General features: G+C 62.7%; 19 protein-coding genes. 7 read left to right on the forward strand and 12 right to left on the reverse strand.

The window, feature by feature from the left end:
* The first annotated feature begins 332 nt into the window (after positions 1–332).
* On the forward strand, positions 333–836 hold the full coding sequence (locus tag EOE18_RS01925) for a Rid family hydrolase (protein ID WP_127705607.1): 504 nt from the start codon (positions 333–335) through the stop codon (positions 834–836).
* 67 nt (positions 837–903) lie between these two features.
* On the opposite strand, the gene EOE18_RS01930 is transcribed toward EOE18_RS01925, so the two are convergent.
* The 10 genes from EOE18_RS01930 to EOE18_RS01975 form a co-directional block, all read right to left on the reverse strand.
* Complete coding sequence (locus EOE18_RS01930) at positions 904–1,818, reverse strand: response regulator transcription factor (RefSeq protein ID WP_127705609.1); 915 nt, start codon at positions 1,816–1,818, stop codon at positions 904–906.
* A gap of 3 nt (positions 1,819–1,821) precedes the next feature.
* Positions 1,822–3,579, reverse strand: coding sequence for an ATP-binding response regulator (locus EOE18_RS01935; RefSeq protein ID WP_127705610.1), 1,758 nt, complete (start codon positions 3,577–3,579; stop codon positions 1,822–1,824).
* Positions 3,580–3,815: 236 nt separating this feature from the next.
* Complete coding sequence (locus EOE18_RS01940) at positions 3,816–5,075, reverse strand: MFS transporter (RefSeq protein WP_127705612.1); 1,260 nt, start codon at positions 5,073–5,075, stop codon at positions 3,816–3,818.
* 45 nt (positions 5,076–5,120) lie between these two features.
* Complete coding sequence (locus EOE18_RS01945) at positions 5,121–5,465, reverse strand: c-type cytochrome (RefSeq protein WP_127705614.1); 345 nt, start codon at positions 5,463–5,465, stop codon at positions 5,121–5,123.
* Positions 5,462–6,706: an FAD-dependent oxidoreductase gene (locus EOE18_RS01950; protein ID WP_127705616.1), complete on the reverse strand. Its 1,245-nt coding sequence runs from the start codon at positions 6,704–6,706 to the stop codon at positions 5,462–5,464. The genes EOE18_RS01945 and EOE18_RS01950 overlap by 4 nt, the downstream gene beginning before the upstream one ends.
* An 81-nt stretch (positions 6,707–6,787) precedes the next feature.
* Positions 6,788–7,540 (reverse strand): ABC transporter ATP-binding protein, encoded by a 753-nt coding sequence (locus EOE18_RS01955; protein ID WP_127705618.1) that lies wholly within the window; start codon positions 7,538–7,540, stop codon positions 6,788–6,790.
* The gene (locus tag EOE18_RS01960) at positions 7,537–8,334 is read right to left on the reverse strand and encodes an MlaE family ABC transporter permease (protein ID WP_127705620.1); all 798 of its coding nucleotides are present in this window, start codon (positions 8,332–8,334) and stop codon (positions 7,537–7,539) included. The genes EOE18_RS01955 and EOE18_RS01960 overlap by 4 nt, the downstream gene beginning before the upstream one ends.
* A gap of 3 nt (positions 8,335–8,337) precedes the next feature.
* Positions 8,338–8,859 (reverse strand): outer membrane lipid asymmetry maintenance protein MlaD, encoded by a 522-nt coding sequence (gene mlaD, locus EOE18_RS01965; protein WP_164852629.1) that lies wholly within the window; start codon positions 8,857–8,859, stop codon positions 8,338–8,340.
* A 45-nt stretch (positions 8,860–8,904) separates the two neighbouring features.
* A complete protein-coding gene (locus EOE18_RS01970) occupies positions 8,905–9,558 on the reverse strand; it encodes an MlaC/ttg2D family ABC transporter substrate-binding protein (RefSeq protein WP_127705624.1) in 654 nt (217 codons plus the stop codon).
* 112 nt (positions 9,559–9,670) lie between these two features.
* Positions 9,671–10,552 (reverse strand): MlaA family lipoprotein, encoded by an 882-nt coding sequence (locus tag EOE18_RS01975; protein ID WP_164852630.1) that lies wholly within the window; start codon positions 10,550–10,552, stop codon positions 9,671–9,673.
* Between the two features lie 244 nt (positions 10,553–10,796).
* Here EOE18_RS01975 and EOE18_RS01980 point away from each other — a divergent pair, with 244 nt between their 5' ends.
* Positions 10,797–12,953 (forward strand): penicillin acylase family protein, encoded by a 2,157-nt coding sequence (locus tag EOE18_RS01980; RefSeq protein WP_127705628.1) that lies wholly within the window; start codon positions 10,797–10,799, stop codon positions 12,951–12,953.
* On the opposite strand, the gene EOE18_RS01985 is transcribed toward EOE18_RS01980, so the two are convergent.
* Positions 12,950–13,696, reverse strand: a complete 747-nt coding sequence (locus tag EOE18_RS01985; RefSeq protein WP_127705630.1) for an SDR family NAD(P)-dependent oxidoreductase — start codon at positions 13,694–13,696, stop codon at positions 12,950–12,952. The genes EOE18_RS01980 and EOE18_RS01985 overlap by 4 nt on opposite strands.
* Before the next feature lie 144 nt (positions 13,697–13,840).
* Between EOE18_RS01985 and EOE18_RS01990 the strand changes: the two genes are divergently transcribed.
* The 5 genes from EOE18_RS01990 to EOE18_RS02010 all read left to right on the forward strand — a co-directional run bounded on the left by EOE18_RS01990 (position 13,841) and on the right by EOE18_RS02010 (position 20,844).
* Complete coding sequence (locus EOE18_RS01990; RefSeq protein WP_246027204.1) at positions 13,841–15,067, forward strand: cation:proton antiporter; 1,227 nt, start codon at positions 13,841–13,843, stop codon at positions 15,065–15,067.
* Between the two features lie 111 nt (positions 15,068–15,178).
* Positions 15,179–16,597, forward strand: a complete 1,419-nt coding sequence (locus EOE18_RS01995; RefSeq protein WP_246027205.1) for an MFS transporter — start codon at positions 15,179–15,181, stop codon at positions 16,595–16,597.
* Positions 16,587–18,668 (forward strand): alpha-galactosidase, encoded by a 2,082-nt coding sequence (locus tag EOE18_RS02000; RefSeq protein ID WP_127705632.1) that lies wholly within the window; start codon positions 16,587–16,589, stop codon positions 18,666–18,668. Before EOE18_RS01995 ends, EOE18_RS02000 begins: the two co-directional genes overlap by 11 nt.
* 111 nt (positions 18,669–18,779) lie before the next feature.
* Entirely contained in the window at positions 18,780–19,955 is a 1,176-nt protein-coding gene (locus EOE18_RS02005; RefSeq protein WP_127705634.1) for a glycoside hydrolase family 68 protein, read from the forward strand.
* Positions 19,956–19,980: 25 nt separating this feature from the next.
* A complete protein-coding gene (locus tag EOE18_RS02010; RefSeq protein WP_127705636.1) occupies positions 19,981–20,844 on the forward strand; it encodes an ROK family protein in 864 nt (287 codons plus the stop codon).
* 1 nt (position 20,845) lies between these two features.
* On the opposite strand, the gene EOE18_RS02015 is transcribed toward EOE18_RS02010, so the two are convergent.
* Positions 20,846–21,847, reverse strand: a complete 1,002-nt coding sequence (locus EOE18_RS02015; RefSeq protein ID WP_127705637.1) for a LacI family DNA-binding transcriptional regulator — start codon at positions 21,845–21,847, stop codon at positions 20,846–20,848.
* Positions 21,848–21,913 lie beyond the last annotated feature (66 nt).

A 21,913-nucleotide genomic window follows, 5' to 3' on the forward strand; every position in this document is an offset into this window, starting at 1 on the left:
GGAAATCCCCGTGTTTTCCAAAAATGATCCCAGCATCCTCGGTCAAAGGGGAAAACGGGCCGCTATCGGGCGGACGGCTCAACGCCCCTCCCCGTACCGACTTCCTGTGATGCAGACCCCTTTGTGCAGCCCCAAAGCGTTCTTGAAAAACGCCCCGTTTGCAGCTCTACTTGCACCGGAAACCCCCGCTTCTGCCCATACGCCGATTAGCGTAGTGGGTTCGCAAGCAGGGGGCCTAGAAGCTTTAGCCAAGGCGAGTGCGGCAAATTTGTCGCAATTGCCGGACCGGATTTACCGCAAGAATCTGATTTTACCGCAAGAAGGACTATCCCATGCTTCGCAAGCTGATCGCCCCCGCCGCCTTGGCCGCATTGGCCGCCACCACGCTGGCCGCCCCCGCACAGGCGCAGGTCACCCGTATCAAGAGCAACCCCAACGCCTTGATTCTGGACGGGGTGAAGGTGGCTGCGGGCACCGATCTCTATTTCCTGTCGGGCCAGCTGGCCTCGCCGCTCGATCCGGCCAAGGGTATGAGCACCAACCCCGATGATTTCGGCGACACCAAGACCCAGACCATCAGTGCGCTGAACAAGATCAAGGCCCAGCTGGAATCGCAGGGCTATTCGATCAAGGATGTGATCAAGCTGACCCTGTTCCTGGCTGCTGACCCCAAGACCGGCAAGATGGACTTTGCCGGCGCCAATGCCGGTTTCAAGGAATTCTTCGGTTCGGCCAGCAACCCCGACACCGTGGCCCGCTCGACCTTTCAGGTCGCCAATCTGGTGGCCCCGCAATTCCTGATCGAAATCGAGGCGATTGCCGCGAAGAAGAAGTAAGCATGAAAAAAGCCTGCGGAAGCATCCTCGCTCCCGCAGGCTTTCATTCCGTCAGGCCTCGGGAAAATCAGGCCTCGATCACGCGAATGGCAATGGCTGCCGCCGCCGAACGCTTTTCCACGCCCAGCTTCACATAAATGCGCTCCAGATGCTTTTGCACGGTGCGCGGGCTGATATCCAGCACATCGCTGATGTCATTGCTGGCCTTGCCATAGCCCACCCATAGCAACACTTCGGCCTCGCGCTGGGTCAGGTCCAGTTGATCGCGCAGGCGGGCCACATTCTGGTCATGGCTCACCTCATTGAGGCGGATCAGCACTTCATTTTCGCGATATTGCGCGATCACCACCAGTTCGAGCGAATCGTCGCCATAATCGGCCTTGATCGCCGAACCGGGCCGCGCGCCACGTTGCAGCAGGCGCTCCACCTGCAAGGCCACTTGCGGCGGCAGGCCTGCCTCACGGTCCCAATCGGGCGCAATGCGGCCAATCGCCTGTTCGGCGCGCGGGGTGCACCACAGCATCCGGCCCTGCGCGTCGGTGGCCATCATCAGGCGGCCGGTGGCGTCAAGGCTGGCCACGCTGGCATGCATGGCGCGGCTCTGCGTCATATGCACCCGCACGCGCGCGATCAGTTCCATCAGATTGACCGGCTTGCGCACATAATCCACGCCGCCCACCTCAAAGGCTTCGACGACATGCTCGCTCTCGGTCAGGCCGGTCATGAAAATGACGGGAATATTGGCCCATTCGCTGCGCGCCTTGATGCGGGCGGTGGTTTCAAACCCGTCGAGCCCGGGCATCATCGCATCCATCAGGATCAGATCGGGCAGGATATGGCCCAAAGTATCCAGCGCCGCCTGCCCCGACGTGGCGACAAGCACGCTCAATTCCGCGCCTTCCAACGCGGCGGTCAACATGCGCAGCGAATCAGGCTCATCATCAACAACCAGCACGGTCTGCGTGTGGACAGGGAGCGACATCCCTCAGCACTCCTCCAAAATGCGCGACATAGCCGGTAAATCGTAACGATCAAGACAGGCAAAAAGTCGTAGAGCCAGCTCGGAAGTCTCCGGCTGTTCGGCAAGCAGGCGTATTTCCTGCTCTATGCCGCGCACATAGCCGATGCGCAGCACTTCGCGAAGCCGCTCGGTGGTCACAGGGGCCGAGTTACCCACCGAATTCTCGGACAATTTGGCCGCCACCATCAAATCCGCCTGCGCTTCGGGCTGTGCCACGGCTGCCTTGGCGACAACAGGCGCGCTTTCCGGCTGTGGCGCAGTGGCTTCGGGCCGCGGCACATGGCGCGTAACATCGCCATCCATCCGCCATGCCACATCCAGCAAGCCGCCAATGCCGTCGATCAAATCATTGAACGCCACCGGCTTGACCAGAAAATGATCATGCACAGCATGGCGCGTTTCGGGGCGATGGAATTCATGGGCATTGGCCGAGAGCATCATGATTTTCAGCTCTTCGCCCATCTCGGCGCGCAAATGCTGGGCCACGTCCCAGCCCGACATGCCCGGCAGGCTGATGTCCAGAATGGCCAGATCGAACCGCCGCCCGCTTTGCGCCAGCGCCACCGCTGCCTCGCCATGGGGCGCAGCCTCCACCGAGAAGCCAAGTGATTCCAGCAGGCCCGACAGAAAACGGCGCTGTTCGGCATCATCATCGCAAAGCAGGATCGAGCGGCGCTGGCCTAGATAGCCCACCACCTTGCGCTTGGCCCTTGCCGCACCCTGCACCGCATTTTGGGTGCCACCATGGGGGGCACTCACCTCGCCCAACATCATGGTCAGGCGGAAACAGGTGCCCGCCAGCGAGGAGGAGGCCAGTTTCAACTGCCCGCCCAACATATCGGCAATCGCGCGCGAGATCGACAGGCCCAACCCAGCGCCCGGCCTTGCCAAAGCCTTGTCATCGCCGCCCCGTTCAAAGGGTTCAAAAATCGCCGCCTGATCTTCCTCGCGGATGCCCGGCCCCGTGTCGCGGACCTCGAAAGTTGCGATCTGACCGCTATAACGCAAATGCAGCGTCACCATACCCTTGTCGGTATATTTCACCGCATTGAGCAACAGGTTGAGCAGGATCTGGCGCAGGCGGTTGGGGTCCATCCGCACCACATCGGGCATGCGCCCGCTGGTCTGATAATCGAAATCCAAACCCTTGGCGCTGGCCGCAGGGCGCACCATGCACAGGATCTGTTCGATGAAAGGTTCCAACCGCACCGGTTCGGAACGCAGGCGGATCACGCCCGCCTCGACCTGCGAAATATCGAGCAGGGATTCAACAAGGCTGGTAATATGTTCCGAACAACGGCGGATCACCACCGCCGCATCGGCCGCGCCTGCGCCATTGTCGCGCTCCATCAACTGGGCATAGCCATAGATGGCGTTGAGCGGCGAGCGGATCTCGTGGCTGACATTGCCCAGATAGCGGCTCTTGGCCAGATTGGCGGTTTCCGCCGCCTGACAGGCGCGCTGGGCCTGCGCCAAGTCCTGTTGCAAGGCGGCGCGCAGGCGGATCTGATGGCGGCAAAAGGTCAACAGCCCTGCCACGCAACCACCGGCCAGAAACACCGGCAGCGCCTCTGCCAAAGTGCCAGCCCCCTGCGCCGCCATCCAGCCCAGACCGCCCACGCCCCCCAGAGCCAGCGCCGAAGGCAGCACCTGTTCCGACCAGACATGGGCCAGCAGGCGGCGTTTCGGCTTGTCAGAGGTGGGAGCGGGCTTTGACGTCAAAGGGCGTTGTCCGGTTGCAAGATTCGCCAAAAACCCCGCCAAAGTTCAGACATCAACAAGGGGCAAAGAAAAGCGAGAACCGGAATGGTCCCAAAACTTTCCTCACCGACCCGTTATGCCCGCTCTTTGTCCAAAGCTTTTGTGCAGGCGCGAATGATACACTATAAAGACATATGCGCAAGGCGGTGATGATATCGTTTACCCCAAAGCCCTGAAATGGCACATTTCCGTCACAGTCAGGCCGTAACGCGCATGCTTTCCCCACGCGCAAACAACAGGATAGCCAGCGCGGCGACCACGCCCATCGCGCCTGCGCCGACAAAGGCATAATCATAATTGCCCGCCATTTGCCGCAGCAGGCCGCCCGCAAAGGCAGCAAAGGCCGCACCGATCTGATGCCCCACCGCCACCCAGCCAAAGATGATCGGCGCGCGATCCGGCCCGAAATGGCGGTTGGCCAAGGCCACGGTGGGCGGCACGGTAGCAATCCAGTCCAGCCCGTAAAACACGGCAAAAGCACCCAAGGCCACCGGCCCGAAATCCATGAAAGGCAACACCACCAGCGAGATCCCGCGTAGGCCGTAATAGACCATCAACAGACGGCGCGGGTCATAGCGGTCGGTCAACCAACCCGAAGCGGTTGTGCCCACCAGATCGAACAGGCCCATCGTCGACAACAGGCCCGCCGCCGCCACGGGTGCAATGCCATGATCCCCGCAAAAAGCGATCAGATGCGTGCCGACCAGCCCATTGGTGGTCAGGCCACAAACGAAAAACGTCCCCGTCAACAGCCAAAAGGTTGCATCCTTGCGCACCTGCCACAGGACTTGCAGCGCCAGCATCGCGCTCGCCCCCTGACGGCGCGGGGCGGGCGCATCCTGCGCCTCGCCATAGCGGCGCACTCCGGCCGCTTCGGGGCTTTCGGCCATGAACAGCCACACCAAGGGCACCAGCACCAGACAGGCCAGCCCCACCGTTTGCACCACGCCCTGCCACGCCCCGCCGCGCGTCAACCATGCCAGATAGGGCAGGAAAATCAGCGATCCCGTCGCCGTGCTGGCCGCGAACAGGCCCATTACCAGACCTTGTCTCTGCGCGAACCAGCGGTTGACGACGGCCGCCCCCAGCACGCTGGCCACCATGCCGGTGCCAAGGCCGGAAAACACTCCCCAGCTCAGCATATAATGCCAGCTCTGGGTCATCCACTGGCTGGCAAAGGTGGCCCCCGCCATCAGGCCCAGCCCCAGCATCATCGTGCGTTTGATGCCCAAAGACATCATCAAGGCCGCAGCAAAAGGACCCACCAGACCATAGAGAAAAATCCCCACCGCAGACGTGGCCGACACCGTCCCGCGATCCCACCCGAAATGCAGCCCCAGCGGCACCATCATCACACCCGGCGCGGAACGCACCCCTGCCGACACCAGCAGCGCCAGAAAGGTGATTCCCGCCACCAGAAAGGCAGGATGGAAACGGAAAGAGGCTTTAGCTGTCATATCCGCAGAATGGACAGTGCCACACTCCGCCGTCAAGTATCAGGCTCAGTGTATGACCGAAAGTCGCAAGGGCTCGACACGCTGCTGGGCCGGATTCTGGCCATTGAGCGCCATTAGAAAGGCGGTGATCCGCGCGGCTTCCTCGGCGCTCAATGTGCCGGGCGCATGTTGCGGCATCACGCGGGTGATATAGGCCTGCAAATCCGCCACCGGTGCCCCTGCCCAACGCGCCACGAAAGCGCCGGTCAGCGCGGGCACCTCATGCGTGCCCTGCCCGCCCGCACCGTGGCACATGGCGCAACGCTGGGCATAAAGCGCGGGATCAGGCTCCGCCGCCTGCGCGGGAGCCGCCAGCAGAGCCAGCGCGAAGGGTAAAAACCGGCGCATCATGCGCGCCTCCGCATACCGGCAAAGACAGGGGCGATGATTTTGAGCCCCTCCAGAATAGCATCGCGATCGGGCAATTCATTGGTATCGCCCACGCCCAGCATCTCGCCCAGATCGGGGTTGTTGTTCATGATCACCACCCCATCGGCCTTGGAGGTAAGGAACACATTGCGATAGCGCACGGTGTAATAGCTGCTCAATTGCGGCACCAGCCAGCCCGTTTGCCCGCGCACAGGGATGATCGTGTTATCACGCCACAGGTCACGCGCGGCAAAGCCGGTGGCATTGATCACCACCTTTTCCTTCAGCCGCCCATAGTCAGCCCGATCATGGAAATCGCGCATCACGAAACGTCCGCCGCGCTGGAAAAACTCGGTCAACAAAGCATGGGCATAGGCGGGAAAGTTGAAATGCATCTGCGAATAGCGCCGCACATAGGGCAGGCGGAAAGGGCTTTCCTCGGGCGGCACATCGACGCCTTGCGGGACGATGTCCTTGATCCGGTCGCTATAGGAGGCAAATTCGCTATTCTGCAAAGGCAGGCCACCTGCCTCCCACGCGCCCTTGATCGCCGGATCGGGCATAGGATGGTGGCGGGTGATCGGTGTGTCCGACAGATTATAGCCATCGGTAAATTCCACCGGATTGCCCGGCAGGCCGATCATGGTACGAAAGGCCTTCCACGACAGGCGCGCCATCTGCTCCCATTGTTCGGCAAAGGCGGGGCCGGCCGGTTCGGTCAGCGCCACGCGGCTGTCGGGCGTGAAAGTGCCCGATGCGCGGAACGAACGCGTCCGCTGGATCATCTCGCGCGCATAGATCGTGACGTTCAGCCCCGCCCTTTGCGCCACCACCGCGCTGGTGAGGCCGATGATGCCGCAACCCACCACCGCAATATCAGTTGGCAGCACCGACAAGGCCTTGCCCACCGCCACTTCGGCGCAGCCCCAGCTGAGCGACCAGCCCGAACCGCCATGGCCATAATTATGGATCACCAAAGCATCGCCCACCATCTGCGCCCCCAGATTGGGGCCAGCGGCGCGCAAGGGGCGGATGCAGCATTTCACATCGATCAGTTGATCCGGCGTAATCCGCATCGGATTGGGCGCCATGGCGGGAAAGGCCCCCGCCACATTCACCCTCGTGCTGACACAGCCTGACAGGGCGGCGCTGGCGCCCAAGGCCATGCCGCCGCGCAGCAACTTACGGCGCCCCAAAAGCAAACCGGCATCCGACACTGGCATGGCTCCTCTTCCCGACAGAGAATCAACTCTGTTCGGACTATAGGCGCAAGACCATGCCCTGTATTGCGTATTGGGTAGGAACTACTCTTCCAACGGCTCGCCACGGATGAAGGCGCGCACCAGAGGATGGTCGGCATGGTCCAGATCGCCCGCGCTGCCGCGCCAGACAATCCGCCCGCCATCCAGCATCGCCACTTCATCGGCAATCACGCGGGCCGAGACCATGTCATGCGTGATCGAAACCGCCGTGCATCCCAGCGAGGTCACGCGGTCGCGGATCAACTCGTTGATCGCGCCCGCCGTGATCGGATCAAGACCGGTGGTGGGTTCATCAAAGAACAGCAGGCTGGGCGAACCGACAATGGCGCGGGCCAGACCGGCGCGCTTTTGCATGCCCCCCGACAATTCCGACGGATAGCGATCGGCCACATCGGGGGCCAGCTTGACCAAAGCCAAAGCTTCCACCGCCCGCTCGCGCGCCTCACGCCTGCCCACGCCATCGGCATTGATCAGACGGAAGGCCACATTTTCCCACACCGGCAGACTGTCAAACAAAGCCCCGCCCTGAAACAACATGCCAATGCTGGCGAAACTGGCGCGCCTTTCGCGTGCAGGCAGATGGGTGACATCCACGCCATCGAGCAAGACCTCGCCCGCATCGGCCTGCATCAGGCCCAGCGCCAGCTTGATCGTCACCGATTTGCCCTGCCCCGACCGGCCCAGTAAAGCCAGAGAACGCCCCGGCGCAACGGCCAGATCCAGCCCGTCCAGCACCTTTTGCGCGCCAAACTGCTTGCTAACCCCGCGCCATTCCAGCTTGTTCATCACACTCATGGCCGTGCAAACACCGAAGTCAGAAGATAGTCCGAGGCGAGGATCAGCACCGCCGCCGACACCATGGCCGAGGTAGTCGCCCGCCCCACGCCCCGCGCGCCGCCCTTGGCATTGTCGCCATGGAAACAGCCCATCAGGCCGATGATGAAACCAAACACCGCCGCCTTGATCAGGCCCGATTCCACGTCCCATGCGGTGATGAAATCCACCGTATTGGTGACGTAAATACCCGGTGCCAGATCGATCAGATAATGCGACACCTGCATACCGCCCGCGATGCCGATAATATCAGTGATCAGCGTCAGCAAAGGCAGGCTGATCGTAGCGGCAATCAGGCGCGGCGCGATCAGATAGCGGCGCGGGTCGGTTGAAAGCGTCACCATCGCGTCCACCTGCTCGGTGGCCCGCATCGCCCCGATTTCCGAAGCCATGGCCGAGGCCACGCGTCCCGCCAGCATCAGCGCGGCCAACACAGGCCCAAGCTCACGCGTAATGCCCAAAGCCACGATCTGCGGCATGACGGTGGAGGCGTTGAACCGGTCCCCGCCCGAATAGATATTAAGCGCCAAGGCCGCGCCGGTGAACCAAGCGGTCAGCCCCACCACCGGCAGCGAGTAAAAACCCACCGACAGGAATTGGGAAAGAATCTGGCGCGGATACCATGGCGGGGTCAGCGCGGCGGCGATGCCCTGTCCGGCAAAGCGCGCCACGCGGCCTACCGAGGCCAGCGCATCGCGCGTGGCACGGCCCAGCGCGGCCACCGGCCCCAACAGGACTTGGGAGAGCGAGGCCATGGCTTACATCTCGGGCAGGTCAGCCGTGCCCTTAGGCGCAGCGGAGGGGGATGCAGCCGGAGCAGGCTTTTCGGCAGGCGCATCGCTCTTGGGGCGCATCACTTGCCCGATCAGGCCGAACAGGTCCACCGCGCCCTGTGTATTGGCAATCTCGCCACCGGGCTTCAAGTCATCGGCCGCACCGCCGGGCGCAATGGCAATATGCGCGCCCCCCAGCAGACCATCACTGGTGATCTTGGCGGTGGAATCCGAAGGCAGCTTGACCTTGTCGTCCAGCGTCAGGCGCATCACGGCGAGGAAGGTCTTGGGGTCGATGGTCACTTCGCGCACATCGCCCACTTTCACGCCCGATACGGTCACCTTGGCACCGGGCTGGATACCGCCAGCCTCACCGAAACGCGCGGTCAATTCATAGGTGGCGCCCTGTTTGCCCATGCCGGTCACGCCCAAAGCATAGGCGAGGAAAATCCCCGCAAAGGCCAGCACCGCCAGCCCCAGAATCGTTTCACCCCAATTACCGCGCATATTCACAATTCCTGCCCTGATCTGGCTTTATGGTCTGGCTTGTTGTCACTTCTTGGCGTGCAGGATCTCGCCGCCCTTGTCCTGCTGCAACTGGTTGATCAGCACGTCGATCTTGCCGCCATTATTGTCGATCGTGGCGACAAAATCCTGCTGCTGGGTGATGGCCAGCCACACGCCGGTCACCTGCACATCGACCACCTTCCAACCGGTACCATCGTTAAGCACGCGCCAGATGATATTGGTCGGCTGCTGGCTGCGACCACCGGCCAGTTGCGTGGTGACCAGCACGTCGCCGGGCTTACGCACCAGCGAGGACAGCACGATCACCTTCTCGCCATGATAATCATTGATCCGCTTCATATAGACGCCTTCGGCATAGGTGCGGAAAGCGGTGGAGAAGCGGTTGAATTGATCGGGCGTGGCAGTGCGGGCATATTTGCCCAGCACAAAGCGGGTGACCTTGGGCACGTCGATCAAACGGTTGATCAACTGGCGAAAGGCTTCCTTCTTGGCCGCATCGCTCTTGCTGCGGTCGTTCAGCACGGCCAGCACTTCGCGGGCACCCTGCTGGACAAAGGCTTCGGCGGCGGCATCGCGGGCCTGCTGGGCCAAGGCGGCAGGGGCGGCCACGGGCAGCACAGCGCCCGCAACGCCTGCCAAGGCCAAGGAGACCGAAAGCTTCAAATGAGCGCGCAACATAGAATCAAACTCCACATCTGGTGCCGCCGGAAGGGCCATCGCCCCGTGCCGTAGCGGCTTTCATCGCATGACAGACTGCGCCCCTCTTCACCGGAGCGTCAAAAATCCGGAGCTAGAAATCCGGTAGTGCCGCCGCCTTACCGGTCGCGTCCTGAACAATAGCTGCACGTTGCTGGCTATAGGCCGCCCGCGTGAAAGCATAGGGGTCGGACGCGCCATAGATGGCCTGTATCGTCCCCTCGCTCTGTTGGCGCCAATTGACCCCCTCGGCGGCCAGACGGCCCGCACCCGGATAGGAGGTGAACACACCGCCAATCACAAAGCCAACCGGATCGGTCAGCGTATCGACCAAACGCCCGAAACCATCGCGCACATTGGAAGGGCCAAGGAAGGGCAGCATGGCATAAGGCCCTGGCTTGGCGCCATAAAAGGCCAAGGTCTGGCCAAAGTCAGCAGTCGCGCGGCGCATTCCGGCGGCAGCGGCCACATCGAACAGACCGGCAATCCCCAGCGTGGAATTCAACGCAAAACGCAGGCCGGTCTGAACCGCGCGGCCAATCTTGTGCTGCAACAGTTGATTGGCAAAGGTGCTGGGCTCGTCCAGATTGCGGATCAGATTGGACAGGCCTTCACGCCCCTTGCTGGGCACCACCGCGCTGTAACCATGGGCCACAGGGCCGAGCATGGTCTTTTCAAAGAAGAGATCGAATTTCCAGATATCGCGGTTGAGCTTTTCCCAAGGGTCGCGCAGCACGACCGCGCTGGCGTCGGGTGCAGGATTATCAACGGGCGCTGCATCCGCCGGCGCGGGGACAACCGACTGCGTCGCAGGCTGAGCCTCGGCGGGATCGGATGCCGCCTCGACAGGCTGGGCCGCGATCGCGGTAGGGGTCTGGCCCGGCCCGTCAACTGTCACGTCGGCCGCAACAGGGGCGCCGCTGGCCAAAGCTACCGTCGCCACCTGCGACCATAGCAAAGAGGATGTCATCACCATAGCTCTCACTCCTGCCCGATCCGCCCCACCCGTTCCGGATGGTGCGAAAAAGGCGATTGCCCGTGCCCCTTTTTGTCCCCGCCGCTCCATCAGCGCAAAAAGGCACAAAAAGCCAGCGTAATTTTCGAGAGGCCTTAGGCAAACCTGCCCTAAACCATAGCTCTGCGCAAAACCGCGAGTGGCGGCGGGGGATTCGCGCCCTTATGCTGGGCCCAGTTGTTCAGTGAATTGCAGGATCGTGACCATGGCCGGAATTGTTGCAAAGGGGATGGGCCTGCTGGCTCTGGGCATGATCGCCACCGGCGCGCAGGCCTCACCGGCAAAGGCAAGGCCGCATAAGGTGACCATCACCCGCGACACCTGGGGCATTGCCCATATTCATGGCGCCACCGATGCCGATGCGGTCTATGGCATGGTCTATGCGCAGGCGCAGGACGACTTCAACCGGATCGAAGTAAACTACCTCACCAATCTGGGCCGACTGGCCGAGGCGGAGGGCGAGAAGGCGATCTGGCAGGATCTGCGGCAAAGACTGTTCATCGATCCGGCGCAGTTGAAAAAGGACTATGCCGCATCGCCGCGCTGGTTGCGGGATATTATGGACGCATGGGCGGCGGGCTTGAACGCCTATCTGGCCGACCACCCGCAGGTCAAACCCCGCGTGCTCACCCATTTCGAGCCATGGATGGCGCTCTCCTTCACCGAGGGCAGCATTGGCGGCGATATTGAAGGGATTGCCCTGTCCCAACTGGAGGCTTTTTACAGCAAGCGCAAACTGGCCATGACGCTGGAAGAGCGCGGCTCGGTGTTCCGCGAACCGCAAGGCTCCAACGGCTTTGCCATTGCCCCCAGCCATAGCCAGAGCGGCCATGCGCTGCTCTATATCAACCCGCATACCAGCTTCTATTTCCGGTCCGAATTACAGATGACCAGCGATCAGGGCCTCAATGCCTATGGCGCGGTGACATGGGGCCAACCCTTCATCTATCAGGGGTTCAACCAGCATGCCGGATGGATGCATACGTCCAGCGGGATCGACAATGTGGACGAATATGCCGAGAGCATCGTCGATGGGCCGCAAGGCAAGGCCTATGTTTACGGCAAGGAAACGCGGCCCGTCACCGTCAAGCCGATCACCCTGTCCTACCGCCTGCCCGATGGCTCGCTGGGGCAACGCAAGTTTGAAACCTATGCCACCCACCATGGCCCTGTCATCCGCGAGGAGGATGGCAAATGGATCACCATTGCATTGATGAACAAGCCGGTCGCCGCGCTCGAACAAAGCTTCCTGCGCACCAAGACCCATGATCTGGCCAGTTTCCTGAAAGTGGCGCAGCGCAAGGCCAACAGTTCGAACAACACATTGTTTGCCGATGACAAGGGCCATATCGCCTATCTTCACCCGCAATTCGTGCCGATCCGCGACCAGCGCTTTGACTGGCGCGCGCCGGTGGATGGCTGTGATCCACGCGCCGATTGGCAGGGGCTGCATCCGCTTTCCAGCCTACCGCAAGTGATCGATCCCAAAAATGGCTGGGCCTATAATACCAATAATGCGCCATGGAGCGCGGCGGGCAAGGATTCGCCGGTAAAATTCGCCTTCCCCTCCTATATGGACGAGGTCGGCCCCAATCCGCGCGGCCCCCATGCCGAGCGCGTGTTGAAGGCCACGCCGCGCTTCACCCTCGATAGTCTGATCGCGGCGGGCCATGATACTTGGCTGCCCGCGTTTGACCGGCTACTGCCCCGCCTGTTTGCCGCCGATGCGGCCGCGCCGTCCCCTGCCCGCGCAGAGGCCATCGCCCTGCTCAAAGGCTGGGACCATCGCACCGCGCTGACCTCCACCGCCGAAACGCTGGCGATTGTCTGGGGCGAAAACCTGTGGAGCAAGGGGGCCGAAAGCGCCAAGAAACAGCACATGACCGTATGGGACTGGATGGACGAACAGGCGACCGACGAACAGCGCCTTGCCGCGCTGGACGAGGCCATGGCGCGGCTGACCAAGGAGTTCGGTACGTGGCGCGTGGCATGGGGGGATCTCAACCGCTATCAACGCATCAGCGGCGCGATCACCCAGCCTTTTGATGACGCCAAGCCCAGCCTGCCGCTGGCTTTCACTTCGTCGCAATGGGGCGCCTTGGCGGTGGCCAGCGGGCCGCGTGTGGCGGGAATGAAGCGTTACTACAGCCACCGCGGCAACAGCTTTGTCGCCGCCGTCGAATTCGGCCCCAGGGTCAAAGCCCGCGCCATCAGCACCGGCGGGGCCAGCGGCGATCCCGCCTCCCCGCATTTCACCGATCAGGCGACCCGCTTTCTATCGGGCCAATTGCGCGAGGTCTGGTTCTATCCGCAGGACGTCAAAGCCCATGTGGAAAGCAGGCTGACGCTGATCCGGCGTTAAACCGCCAAAGTGCCCAAGATGCCGCCATCCACTGCCCAATCCTGCCCCGTTACATGCGAGGCGGCATCGGACAGCAGGAAGGCGGCCACGGCGGCGGCTTCCTCCGCGCTGCCCAAACGGCCTTGGGGCACGCGGGCGGCCATCACGGGGCGCTGGCTTTCCGGCACATCGGCCAGCATCGGCGTTTCGATAAAGCCGGGCAACAGGCAATTGCAGCGCACGCCATGGGGCGCCCCCTCCATGGCGGCCGCGCGCGACAGGCCCAGCACCGCATGTTTGCTGGCCACATAGGCCACATTGCCCGCCATGCCGCGCACCGAGGCCAAGCTGCCCGTCACCAGTATCGCCCCCCGCCCCTGCGCCACCATCGCGGGCATCACATGCGCCATGGCCCAAAAGGGGGAGAGCGTGTTGACCCGCAAGACTTCCTCGAATTGCGCATCGCCATAATCGGCCAGAGGCGCGAAACTGCCGCCCGTGCCCGCGTTGAGGAACAGCCCATCGATCGGCCCCATCTGCGCCACGGCTTGATCCAGCGCTGCGATCACTTGCGCCTTATCCCCCATATCCGCCGCCGCCCAGCCCGCTCGCTCACCCAAATCCGATGCCAGTTCCGCCAGCAAGCCAGCACGCCGCGCCACCAAAGTCACCTTGCCGCCGCCCGCCACAATGCGCTGCGCCGTGGCCTTGCCGATGCCGGTGGAAGCGCCGGTGATCACCACATGGCGTCCTGTAAAATCCATGGAACCTCTCCTGCCATTTTATATCTTTTGTTATCTTTGTGGATGCCGCCACTTTTTGCAACCCCACCTGTCCCTTGCGTCCCCATGGACGCTGCCCGAAAGCCTGCCTATGCTGGTCGCTGCAAAAGAGAGGAAAGGCCGCCCGTGAGCCAAAGCGAATTATCCACCCTGTTTTTCCTGCAAATGGCGGTGATTATCGCCACTTGCCGCGTGGTGGGCTGGGCTGTGCAGCGCTGGCTGGGGCAGCCACAAGTGGTGGGCGAAATGATCGCGGGGGTGGTGCTGGGCCCCAGCCTGTTGGGCGCGCTGGCGCCTGATCTGTCCGCCATGCTGTTTCCGGCGGAGAGCAAGAAGCTGCTCTATGTCGGCGCGCAACTGGGGGTGGGGCTTTACATGTTCCTCGTCGGCCTGACCTTCGACCGCGAGGAATTCCGCGCCAGCGCGGGCAAGGCAGCGGCCGTGTCCTTGGGCGGCATGCTGGCGCCTTTCGCGGCGGCGGCGGCGCTGGTGCCTTGGCTGATGCAGCATGAGGGCCTGTTCAGCGCAGGCGTCGGCGCGGGTCAGGCCAGCCTGTTTCTAGGCGCGGCCATCGCCATCACCGCTTTCCCCATGCTGGCGCGCATCATCCATGAACGCGGGCTGGCGGGCACGCGGCTTGGCACGCTCAGCCTGTCGGCAGGGGCGATGGGCGATGCGGGGGCTTGGCTGGTGGTGGCTCTCGTTCTGGCCAGCGTGGGGGGCAGTTCCACCGTGGCGGTGAAAGCTTTGGGCGGCGGCATTGGCTTTGCTGCGCTGATGGTGCTGGTGGCGCCGCGTTTATTAGCATCGCTGGGGCGTCGGGCCGAGACCAAGGGGATGGACGACAGCTTGCTGGCGCTGGTGCTGGGCCTCTTCCTGCTTTGCGCCTTTGCCATGGACGGGGCGGGTATGCATGCGGTGTTCGGCGGTTTCCTGCTGGGCACAGCCATGCCGCGCGGGGCGTTGGCCGATGGTTTGCGCGCGCGTTTGGAGCCCTTTGCCACCACCTTCCTGCTGCCGATGTTCTTCACCTTTTCGGGCCTCAACACGCGGTTACAAGTGTTGGGCGAATTGGGGCTGGTCTGGGTGACTTTGGCCATTCTGGCGACGGCGGTGCTGGCCAAGGGCGGGGCTTGCTATGTCGCGGCGCGCTGGGCGGGGGAGAGCCACCGCGACGCATTGGGCATTGGCGCCTTGATGAATGCGCGGGGCTTGATGGAGCTGATCATCATCAACATTGGCCTGCAAGCGGGGATTATCGGCAAGGGCCTGTTTGCCATGCTGGTGCTGATGGCGATTGTCACCACGCTGATGGCTGCGCCTTTGTTTGCACTGACCAGAAAGCAGGACTGAGGCTGCATCGTCAGCGCAATGCAATCGATTGTTGCATTCCCACGCGCGACTCGTTAGGATAGCATCTTGAACCAAGGCGCCCACCGATCGAGGCGCCACGAAAGGATGCCCATGGCCCTCTCCGCCCCCGAAGCCATGCGCCCGCATGGACAGCGTAAACCGCATCTGTCCCTGCTGCGTATCATCGAAATGAATCTGGGCTTTCTGGGCCTGCAATTCAGCTTCGGGCTGCAACAGGGCAATATGGTGCCCATCTATTCATGGCTGGGTGCGGACGAGGCCAGCCTGCCCCTGCTGCAATTGGCAGGGCCAATGACCGGCCTGTTGATCCAGCCTTTGGTGGGGGCTTTGTCCGACCGCACCGACACGCGATTTGGCCGCCGCACGCCCTATTTCCTGATCGGCGCCGTGCTGTGCAGCCTTGGCCTGTTCCTGATGCCCCATTCCTCCAGCCTGTTGATGGCCGCCAGCCTGCTCTGGCTGCTGGATGCGGGCAATAACACCACGATGGAGCCCTATCGTGCCTATGTGTCGGACCGACTCAACCCCGACCAGCACGGTATCGGCTTCCTCAGCCAGAGCGCCTTTACCGGCCTTGCGCAATTCCTTGCCTTCCTCAGCCCGTCGATCCTGGTCTATTGGTTCGGCTTTGACCGCAATGCGGTGGATGAGCACAATATCCCCACCATCACCCATGTCAGCTTTCTGATCGGGGCGGTGCTGTCGATCACCACGATTGGCTGGTCGGTGCTGCGCGTGCGCGAATTGCCCACGACCGAGGAAGACAAGGCCCGCATCGCCGCCGCCCCCAAGTCGCTGGGCGCCACTTTGGCCGAGATCGGGCAGGCCATCGTCGAAATGCCCAAAGCCATGCGGCAAATGGCATGGATGAGCCTGTTCCAATGGTATGGCTTCTCGATCTATTGGTCCTATGCCAGCCTCTCGCTTGCCCGCAGCGCCTTTGGCACGGCGGACAAGACCAGCGCCGCTTTCCGTGATGCCGTGCTGACCACGCAGCAATTGGGCGCTTTCTACAACCTGCTGGGCTTTATCGCCGCCTTTGCCATGGTGCCCGTGGCGCGCAGGCTGGGCGCATCGCTCACCCATATGGCCTGTCTGGCGCTATGCGGGCTGGGCATGGTGGCGCTGCCGGGCATTGGCCCCTCCACCGGCGGCGCGCCTGCCATCTTTACCGCTATGGCCATGCCCGAACTGGGCAGCCATCTGGCGCTGCTGATCCCCGCTTTGGGGCTGGGGCTGGGCTGGGCCAGCATCATGGGCAATCCCTATGTCATTCTGGCCGGCTCCATCCCGCCCGAACGCACCGGCGTCTATATGGGCATTTTCAACATGATGATCGTTATCCCCATGCTGATCAACGGGCTGACCTTCGGCTGGATCTACAACCATGTGCTGGGCCATGACCCGCGCCATGCCATTACCTTTGCCGGTGGCCTGCTGCTTTGCGCGGCGGCAACCATGTTCTGGGTGAAAAACCCCAACGCTGCCGAGACGCCCCATGTCGCCTGAAACCATGTCGCCTGAATTCATCGCCCTGCATTCCCCCGCCTGCACCGCCATCTGGGAGATTCACGGGGATGAGGCTCCCCTGTGGCGCTATTGGGGCCCGCGCCTGCCCGATGGCGTGCTGCCGGCCAGCGCCCTGCGCGACATCCGGCCCGAACCCAGCTTCTCACTGCATCAGGACCAGCCCTTGTCGATCTTCCCCGGTGTGGGCATGGGCTGGTTCGGGCAAAGCGCGCTGCTGGCCCATCGCGGCGGGCAGGACTGGGCGCAGGCCATCACCGCCTGCCATGTCGAGCCTATCGAGCATGGCGTGATCTTCCATCTGGCCGATGATGTGGCGCAACTGGCCTTGGACATCCGCGCAAGGCTCGATCCGGCTACCGACACGCTGAGCCTATCCACCACGCTGACCAACAAGGGCAGCGCGGTGCTGGACGTGTCATGGCTGGCTTCGGGCAATCTGCCTTTGCCGCAGGATGCAGCGCAGGTGCTGTCCTTCACCGGACGGCATAACCGCGAATTCGTGCCGCAAACCGATATTCTCTCGCGCAGCCTGTGGCGGCGGGAAAACCGGCGCGGGCTGACCAGCCATGATTGCTTCCCCGGTGCGATGGTTACCTGCGCCGATGGCAGCGCCTATGGCGCGCAACTGGCATGGAGCGGCAACCATGTGCAAAGCATCGAATGGGTGGAAGATGGCCGCCGCCATTGGCAAATGGGCGAATGGCTGGCGCCGGGCGAATTGAGGCTGGGCGCGGGCGAAAGCGTAACCACGCCGGAGATGCTGGCCTCTTGCAGCGCGCAAGGCGTCAATGGTGTGGCGCAGGCCTTCCACCGTGCCATCCGCGCGCGGATGAGCTGGCCTGATGGCAAGATGAAGCCTCGCCCCGTGCATCTCAACACATGGGAAGGCTTCTACTTCGACCATGATCTGGACGCGCTGAAGGAATTGGCCGATGCGGCCGCCGCCATCGGTATCGAACGCTTTGTGCTGGATGATGGCTGGTTTGGCGGCCAGACCAAGGGCCGCGATGATGATACCAGCTCGTTGGGCGACTGGAGCGTGGACCGCGCCAAATATCCCGATGGTCTGGCCCCCTTGGCCGATCATGTGGTGGGGCTGGGCATGGAATTTGGCCTCTGGGTCGAACCGGAGATGATCAGCCCCGACAGCGACCTGTTCCGCGCCCATCCCGAATGGGCCTTGCAGATTGCCGGTCGCCCGTTGCTGACCGCGCGTCACCAATTGGTGCTGGATATGGCGCGGGCCGATGTGCAGGACTATCTGTTCACCGCTATCGCAGGCCACCTTTCCAGCCTGCCCATCGCCTATCTCAAATGGGACCATAACCGCGATCTGACACATGCCGGTGCGCAGGCCTCTTTCCGCGCGCAAGTGCTGGGCACCTATGCCTTGCTGGCGCGGCTGCGCGCGGCTTTCCCGCAAGTGGAGATCGAGGCTTGCGCGGGTGGCGGCGGGCGGATCGATGCGGGCATTATCGCCCATACCCATCGTTTCTGGACCAGCGATTGCATCGACGCGATCAGCCGCGTGGAAATCCAGCGCGGCTTCCTGCTTTTCATGCCGCCCGAAGTGATGGGCAGCCATGTGGGCGCCTGCCCCGCCCATAGCACGGGGCGGATGCAATCCATGCCCTTCCGCGCCGGTGTGGCCCTGTCGGGCCATTTCGGGGTGGAGTTGGACCTGCGCCTGTTGACGCAGGCCGAGCGGGATGATCTGGCCGCCACTATCGCCCGTTACAAGGCTCTGCGCGATGGCCTGCATCAGGGCCGCGTATGGCAGGGAACGGGCGATGATCATATTGTGTGGCAGGCTCACGAACATGAGGGCGAGATCCTGCTGATCATCACCCGCGTGGCGCCCACCTCTTGGCGGCATCAACCGCATCTGCGCCTGCCGATGCTGGAGCAAGGCACGACCTATCGCCTTTCGCGCGAGGGAGCGGAGGACCAGTGCCTGCATGGCGCGTGGTTGGCCCGCATGGGTCTGCCCCTGCCGCCAATGAAGGGTGAGGAAGTGCTGGTTTACCGCATCGCCCCCATCATCGCATAGGTTTTCGCCATCAAACGCCGCTTCTGGCGATTGACCAAATTTGCAATCGATTGCTACATTCACCCGAATCCTTCTTATAAAGGGTCGCATTCCAAGGGGAGAGTTTTCGCCATGTCCCAGCCCGCGCCAGCCTTTCCGGCGAGCGAGAACCCCGTCACCTCGCATTGGACCGCAGACCATGTGGCCGCGATTGACGATTGGTCGGCCAACACCATTCCCCCGATTGATCGGGCGCAGATAAAGCCGATCCTGCCCAGTGTGGACTTGTGGGATCTGTGGCCTTTGCAGGATGCCGATGGCAGCACCACCCGCTTTGACGGGACCAGCCTGTGGTTCGTGCTCTGCGCCCCCGCCCTGCCCGATCCGGAGGATCGTCATGCTATCGTGCGCATCCGCCTGATGAGTCTATCGGCCGATGGCGTCTGGGCCGATCATGGCCATGCCCTACCCGATGGCCTCAATCCGGGCAGCCGCGAATGGGCGGGTAGCGCCTTGTTTCATCCGGAAAGCGGCGAAGTCACCCTGTTCTACACAGTGGCCGGTTACAAGGGCGAGGAGAAATCCTCCTATGCGCAACGCCTGTTCCAGACGCGGGGCAAGCTGACCATAGACGCAGGCACCTTTGCCATCACCGGTTGGAGCGAGCCGCAGGAAAGCTTTGCCAGCGATGACCACCATTATGTGCTGGTCAACCAGCGCGATGGCGCCCCCGGCTTTATCAAGGGCTTCCGCGACCCGGCCCATTTCCGCGATCCCGCCGATGGCCAGACCTATATTGTCTTCACCGGCTCGATCAAAGCCTCGACCAGCGCGTTCAACGGCTGTATCGGCATCGCCCGCGCGCGGGATGAAAGCCTGACCGCATGGGACATCATGCCGCCTCTGGTCAGCGCGGACGGGCTAAACAATGAACAGGAGCGCCCGCTGCTGATCCATCACGGCGGCCTCTATTACTTGTTCTGGTCCACCCAGCGCAAAGTGTTTGCCCCCGATGGCCCCAATGGCCCCAATGGCGTTTATGGCATGGTGGCCGACAAGGTAACCGGCCCCTATCGCCCGATCAATGGTACTGGCCTTGTCGCCGCAAATCCGGAAAGCGATCCGTTTCAGGCCTATAGCTGGTGGGTGGAGCAAGACCTCACCGTGTGGGGCTTTATCGATTATCCGGGCTGCACGGCACAGACCAAGCAGGATGATCCCGCATGGCGCCGAGCCACTTTCGGTGGCACACCTGCGCCGACATTCCGCCTTGTGCTGGATGGCGATAACGCCAAAGTCAGCGCATAAAACAGGCAAGGGAGAGAGAAAAGTCATGGCGCAATACGGCCTGATCGAAGCGGGTGGCACCAAATTCGTGCTGGGCGTGGCCGATGAAGCGGGCACGATCAGCGCCCGCCACCAGATCCCCACCACCACGCCTGCGGAAACGCTGGGCGCAACGGTGGCATGGTTCAAGGCGCAGGCGTTGCAGCCCGAAGCGATCGGCATTGCCAGCTTTGGCCCGCTGGACCTCAACCGCGCCTCGCCCACATGGGGCCATGTGACCAAAACGCCGAAACCGCATTGGAGCGGGGCCGATCTGGCAGGGCCTCTAGCCAAGGCCTTTGGCTGTCCTATTGGCCTTGAAACCGATGTGAATGGCGCGGCTCTGGCCGAGGCGCGCTGGGGCGTGGGGCGCGGTTTGGGCAGCCTGCTCTATCTGACCGTAGGCACGGGCGTTGGCGGCGGTTTTGTCTCGGACGGGCGGCTGTTGCAGGGCCTGTCGCATCCGGAAATGGGCCATATCCGCCTGCCGCGCCACCCTGATGATGAAGGCTTTCCGGGCCATTGCCCCTTCCATGGCGCTTGTCTGGAAGGACTGGCGGCCGGCCCTTCCATCATCGCGCGCTGGGGCGCATCCCTGTCCGACCTGCCCGCCGATCACAAGGGTGCCGAGATCATCGCATGGTATCTGGGCCAGGCCGTGGTGACATTTCAGGCGATTATGGAACCGGCGCGGATTGTGCTGGGCGGCGGGGTGATGAACACGCCGGGCATGATCGACCGCGTGCGCGCGGTGGCGACACAGTCGGGCGGCGGCTATTTCGTGGGCGACCCGCGCGAAGTGGTGGTCAGCCCCGGTCTTGGCCAGAATTCCGGCCTGCTGGGCGCTCTGGCCGTCGCTCTGGCGCTGTAACCTATGCCGAGAGCCGGACGATCAGTTCCGGCTCCATAATCACACTATCGGTGTCCTCCCCCGCGATCCGGCGCAGCAGCATATCCACCATATGCTCCGCCCCGCGGGTGAGATCCTGACTGACCGTGGTCAGGCGCGGCACAGTCTGTTCGCCAATGGCCAGACCGTCATAGCCCACCACCCGCACATCGCCGGGCACCGACAGGCCAAATTCGGCCAAGGCGCGCAAAGTGCTCATGGCGATCACATCGGAGGCCGCTACAATCCCCTGCGGGCGCTGGCTGGTCGAACCCAGATAGCGGGCGATGTCGGGATGGGCCGCCTCGGCCACCAGATGCGCGGGCACCACCGTGGGCGCCTCCAGTCCGGCGGCGGCCAAAGCCTGCTTACAGCCATCCAGACGCTGGGCAATTTCCTTGGCCTTAGGGTCGCCGAAAAAGGCGATGCGTTCGCAGCCCTGCGCGATCAGATGGCGCGCCGCCAATTCACCGCCCTTGCGGTTATCAGACCCGACCGAGCAATGCACCTGCCCTTGGTCATAACCGCCCCAGACCACCATCGGCTTGTAACGCTCGGCAACGGCATCGATGGTGGCGGCCTGATCGGATTGCCCGATCACCAGCAAGCCATCCACCCGCCCCGAATGGGCCATCCGCTCCAGCCATGCGCCATCGGTGGGGATCACGCGCGAGAGCAGCAGGTCATAGCCGCGCTCGGTCAAAGCATCGGCCAGCAGGCCCAGCATGGTGATGAAGAAAGGGTCCGAAATATGCTGGCCGGTTTCATGGCCCAGCGGAATAAGCACACCAATCGCGCCGGTGCGCTGGATGCGCAGATTGCGGGCAAGGGCGTTGGGGCGATAATCATGCTCTTTGGCCAGAGCCTGAATACGCTCGCGGGTTTTCAGGCTGATCAATTCCGAATCGGCCAGCGCGCGCGACACCGTGCCGGTGGAAACACCGGCCAGTTCGGCCAATTCCTTGATATTTCGAACTCTACCCATGCCTGTTCCGGCACCCTTATTATTGCGGCCCGATGCTATGCATTCATGCGCTTCTATATGGAAAAG

The organism is Novosphingobium umbonatum (assembly GCF_004005905.1).
Lineage (GTDB): Bacteria > Pseudomonadota > Alphaproteobacteria > Sphingomonadales > Sphingomonadaceae > Novosphingobium > Novosphingobium umbonatum.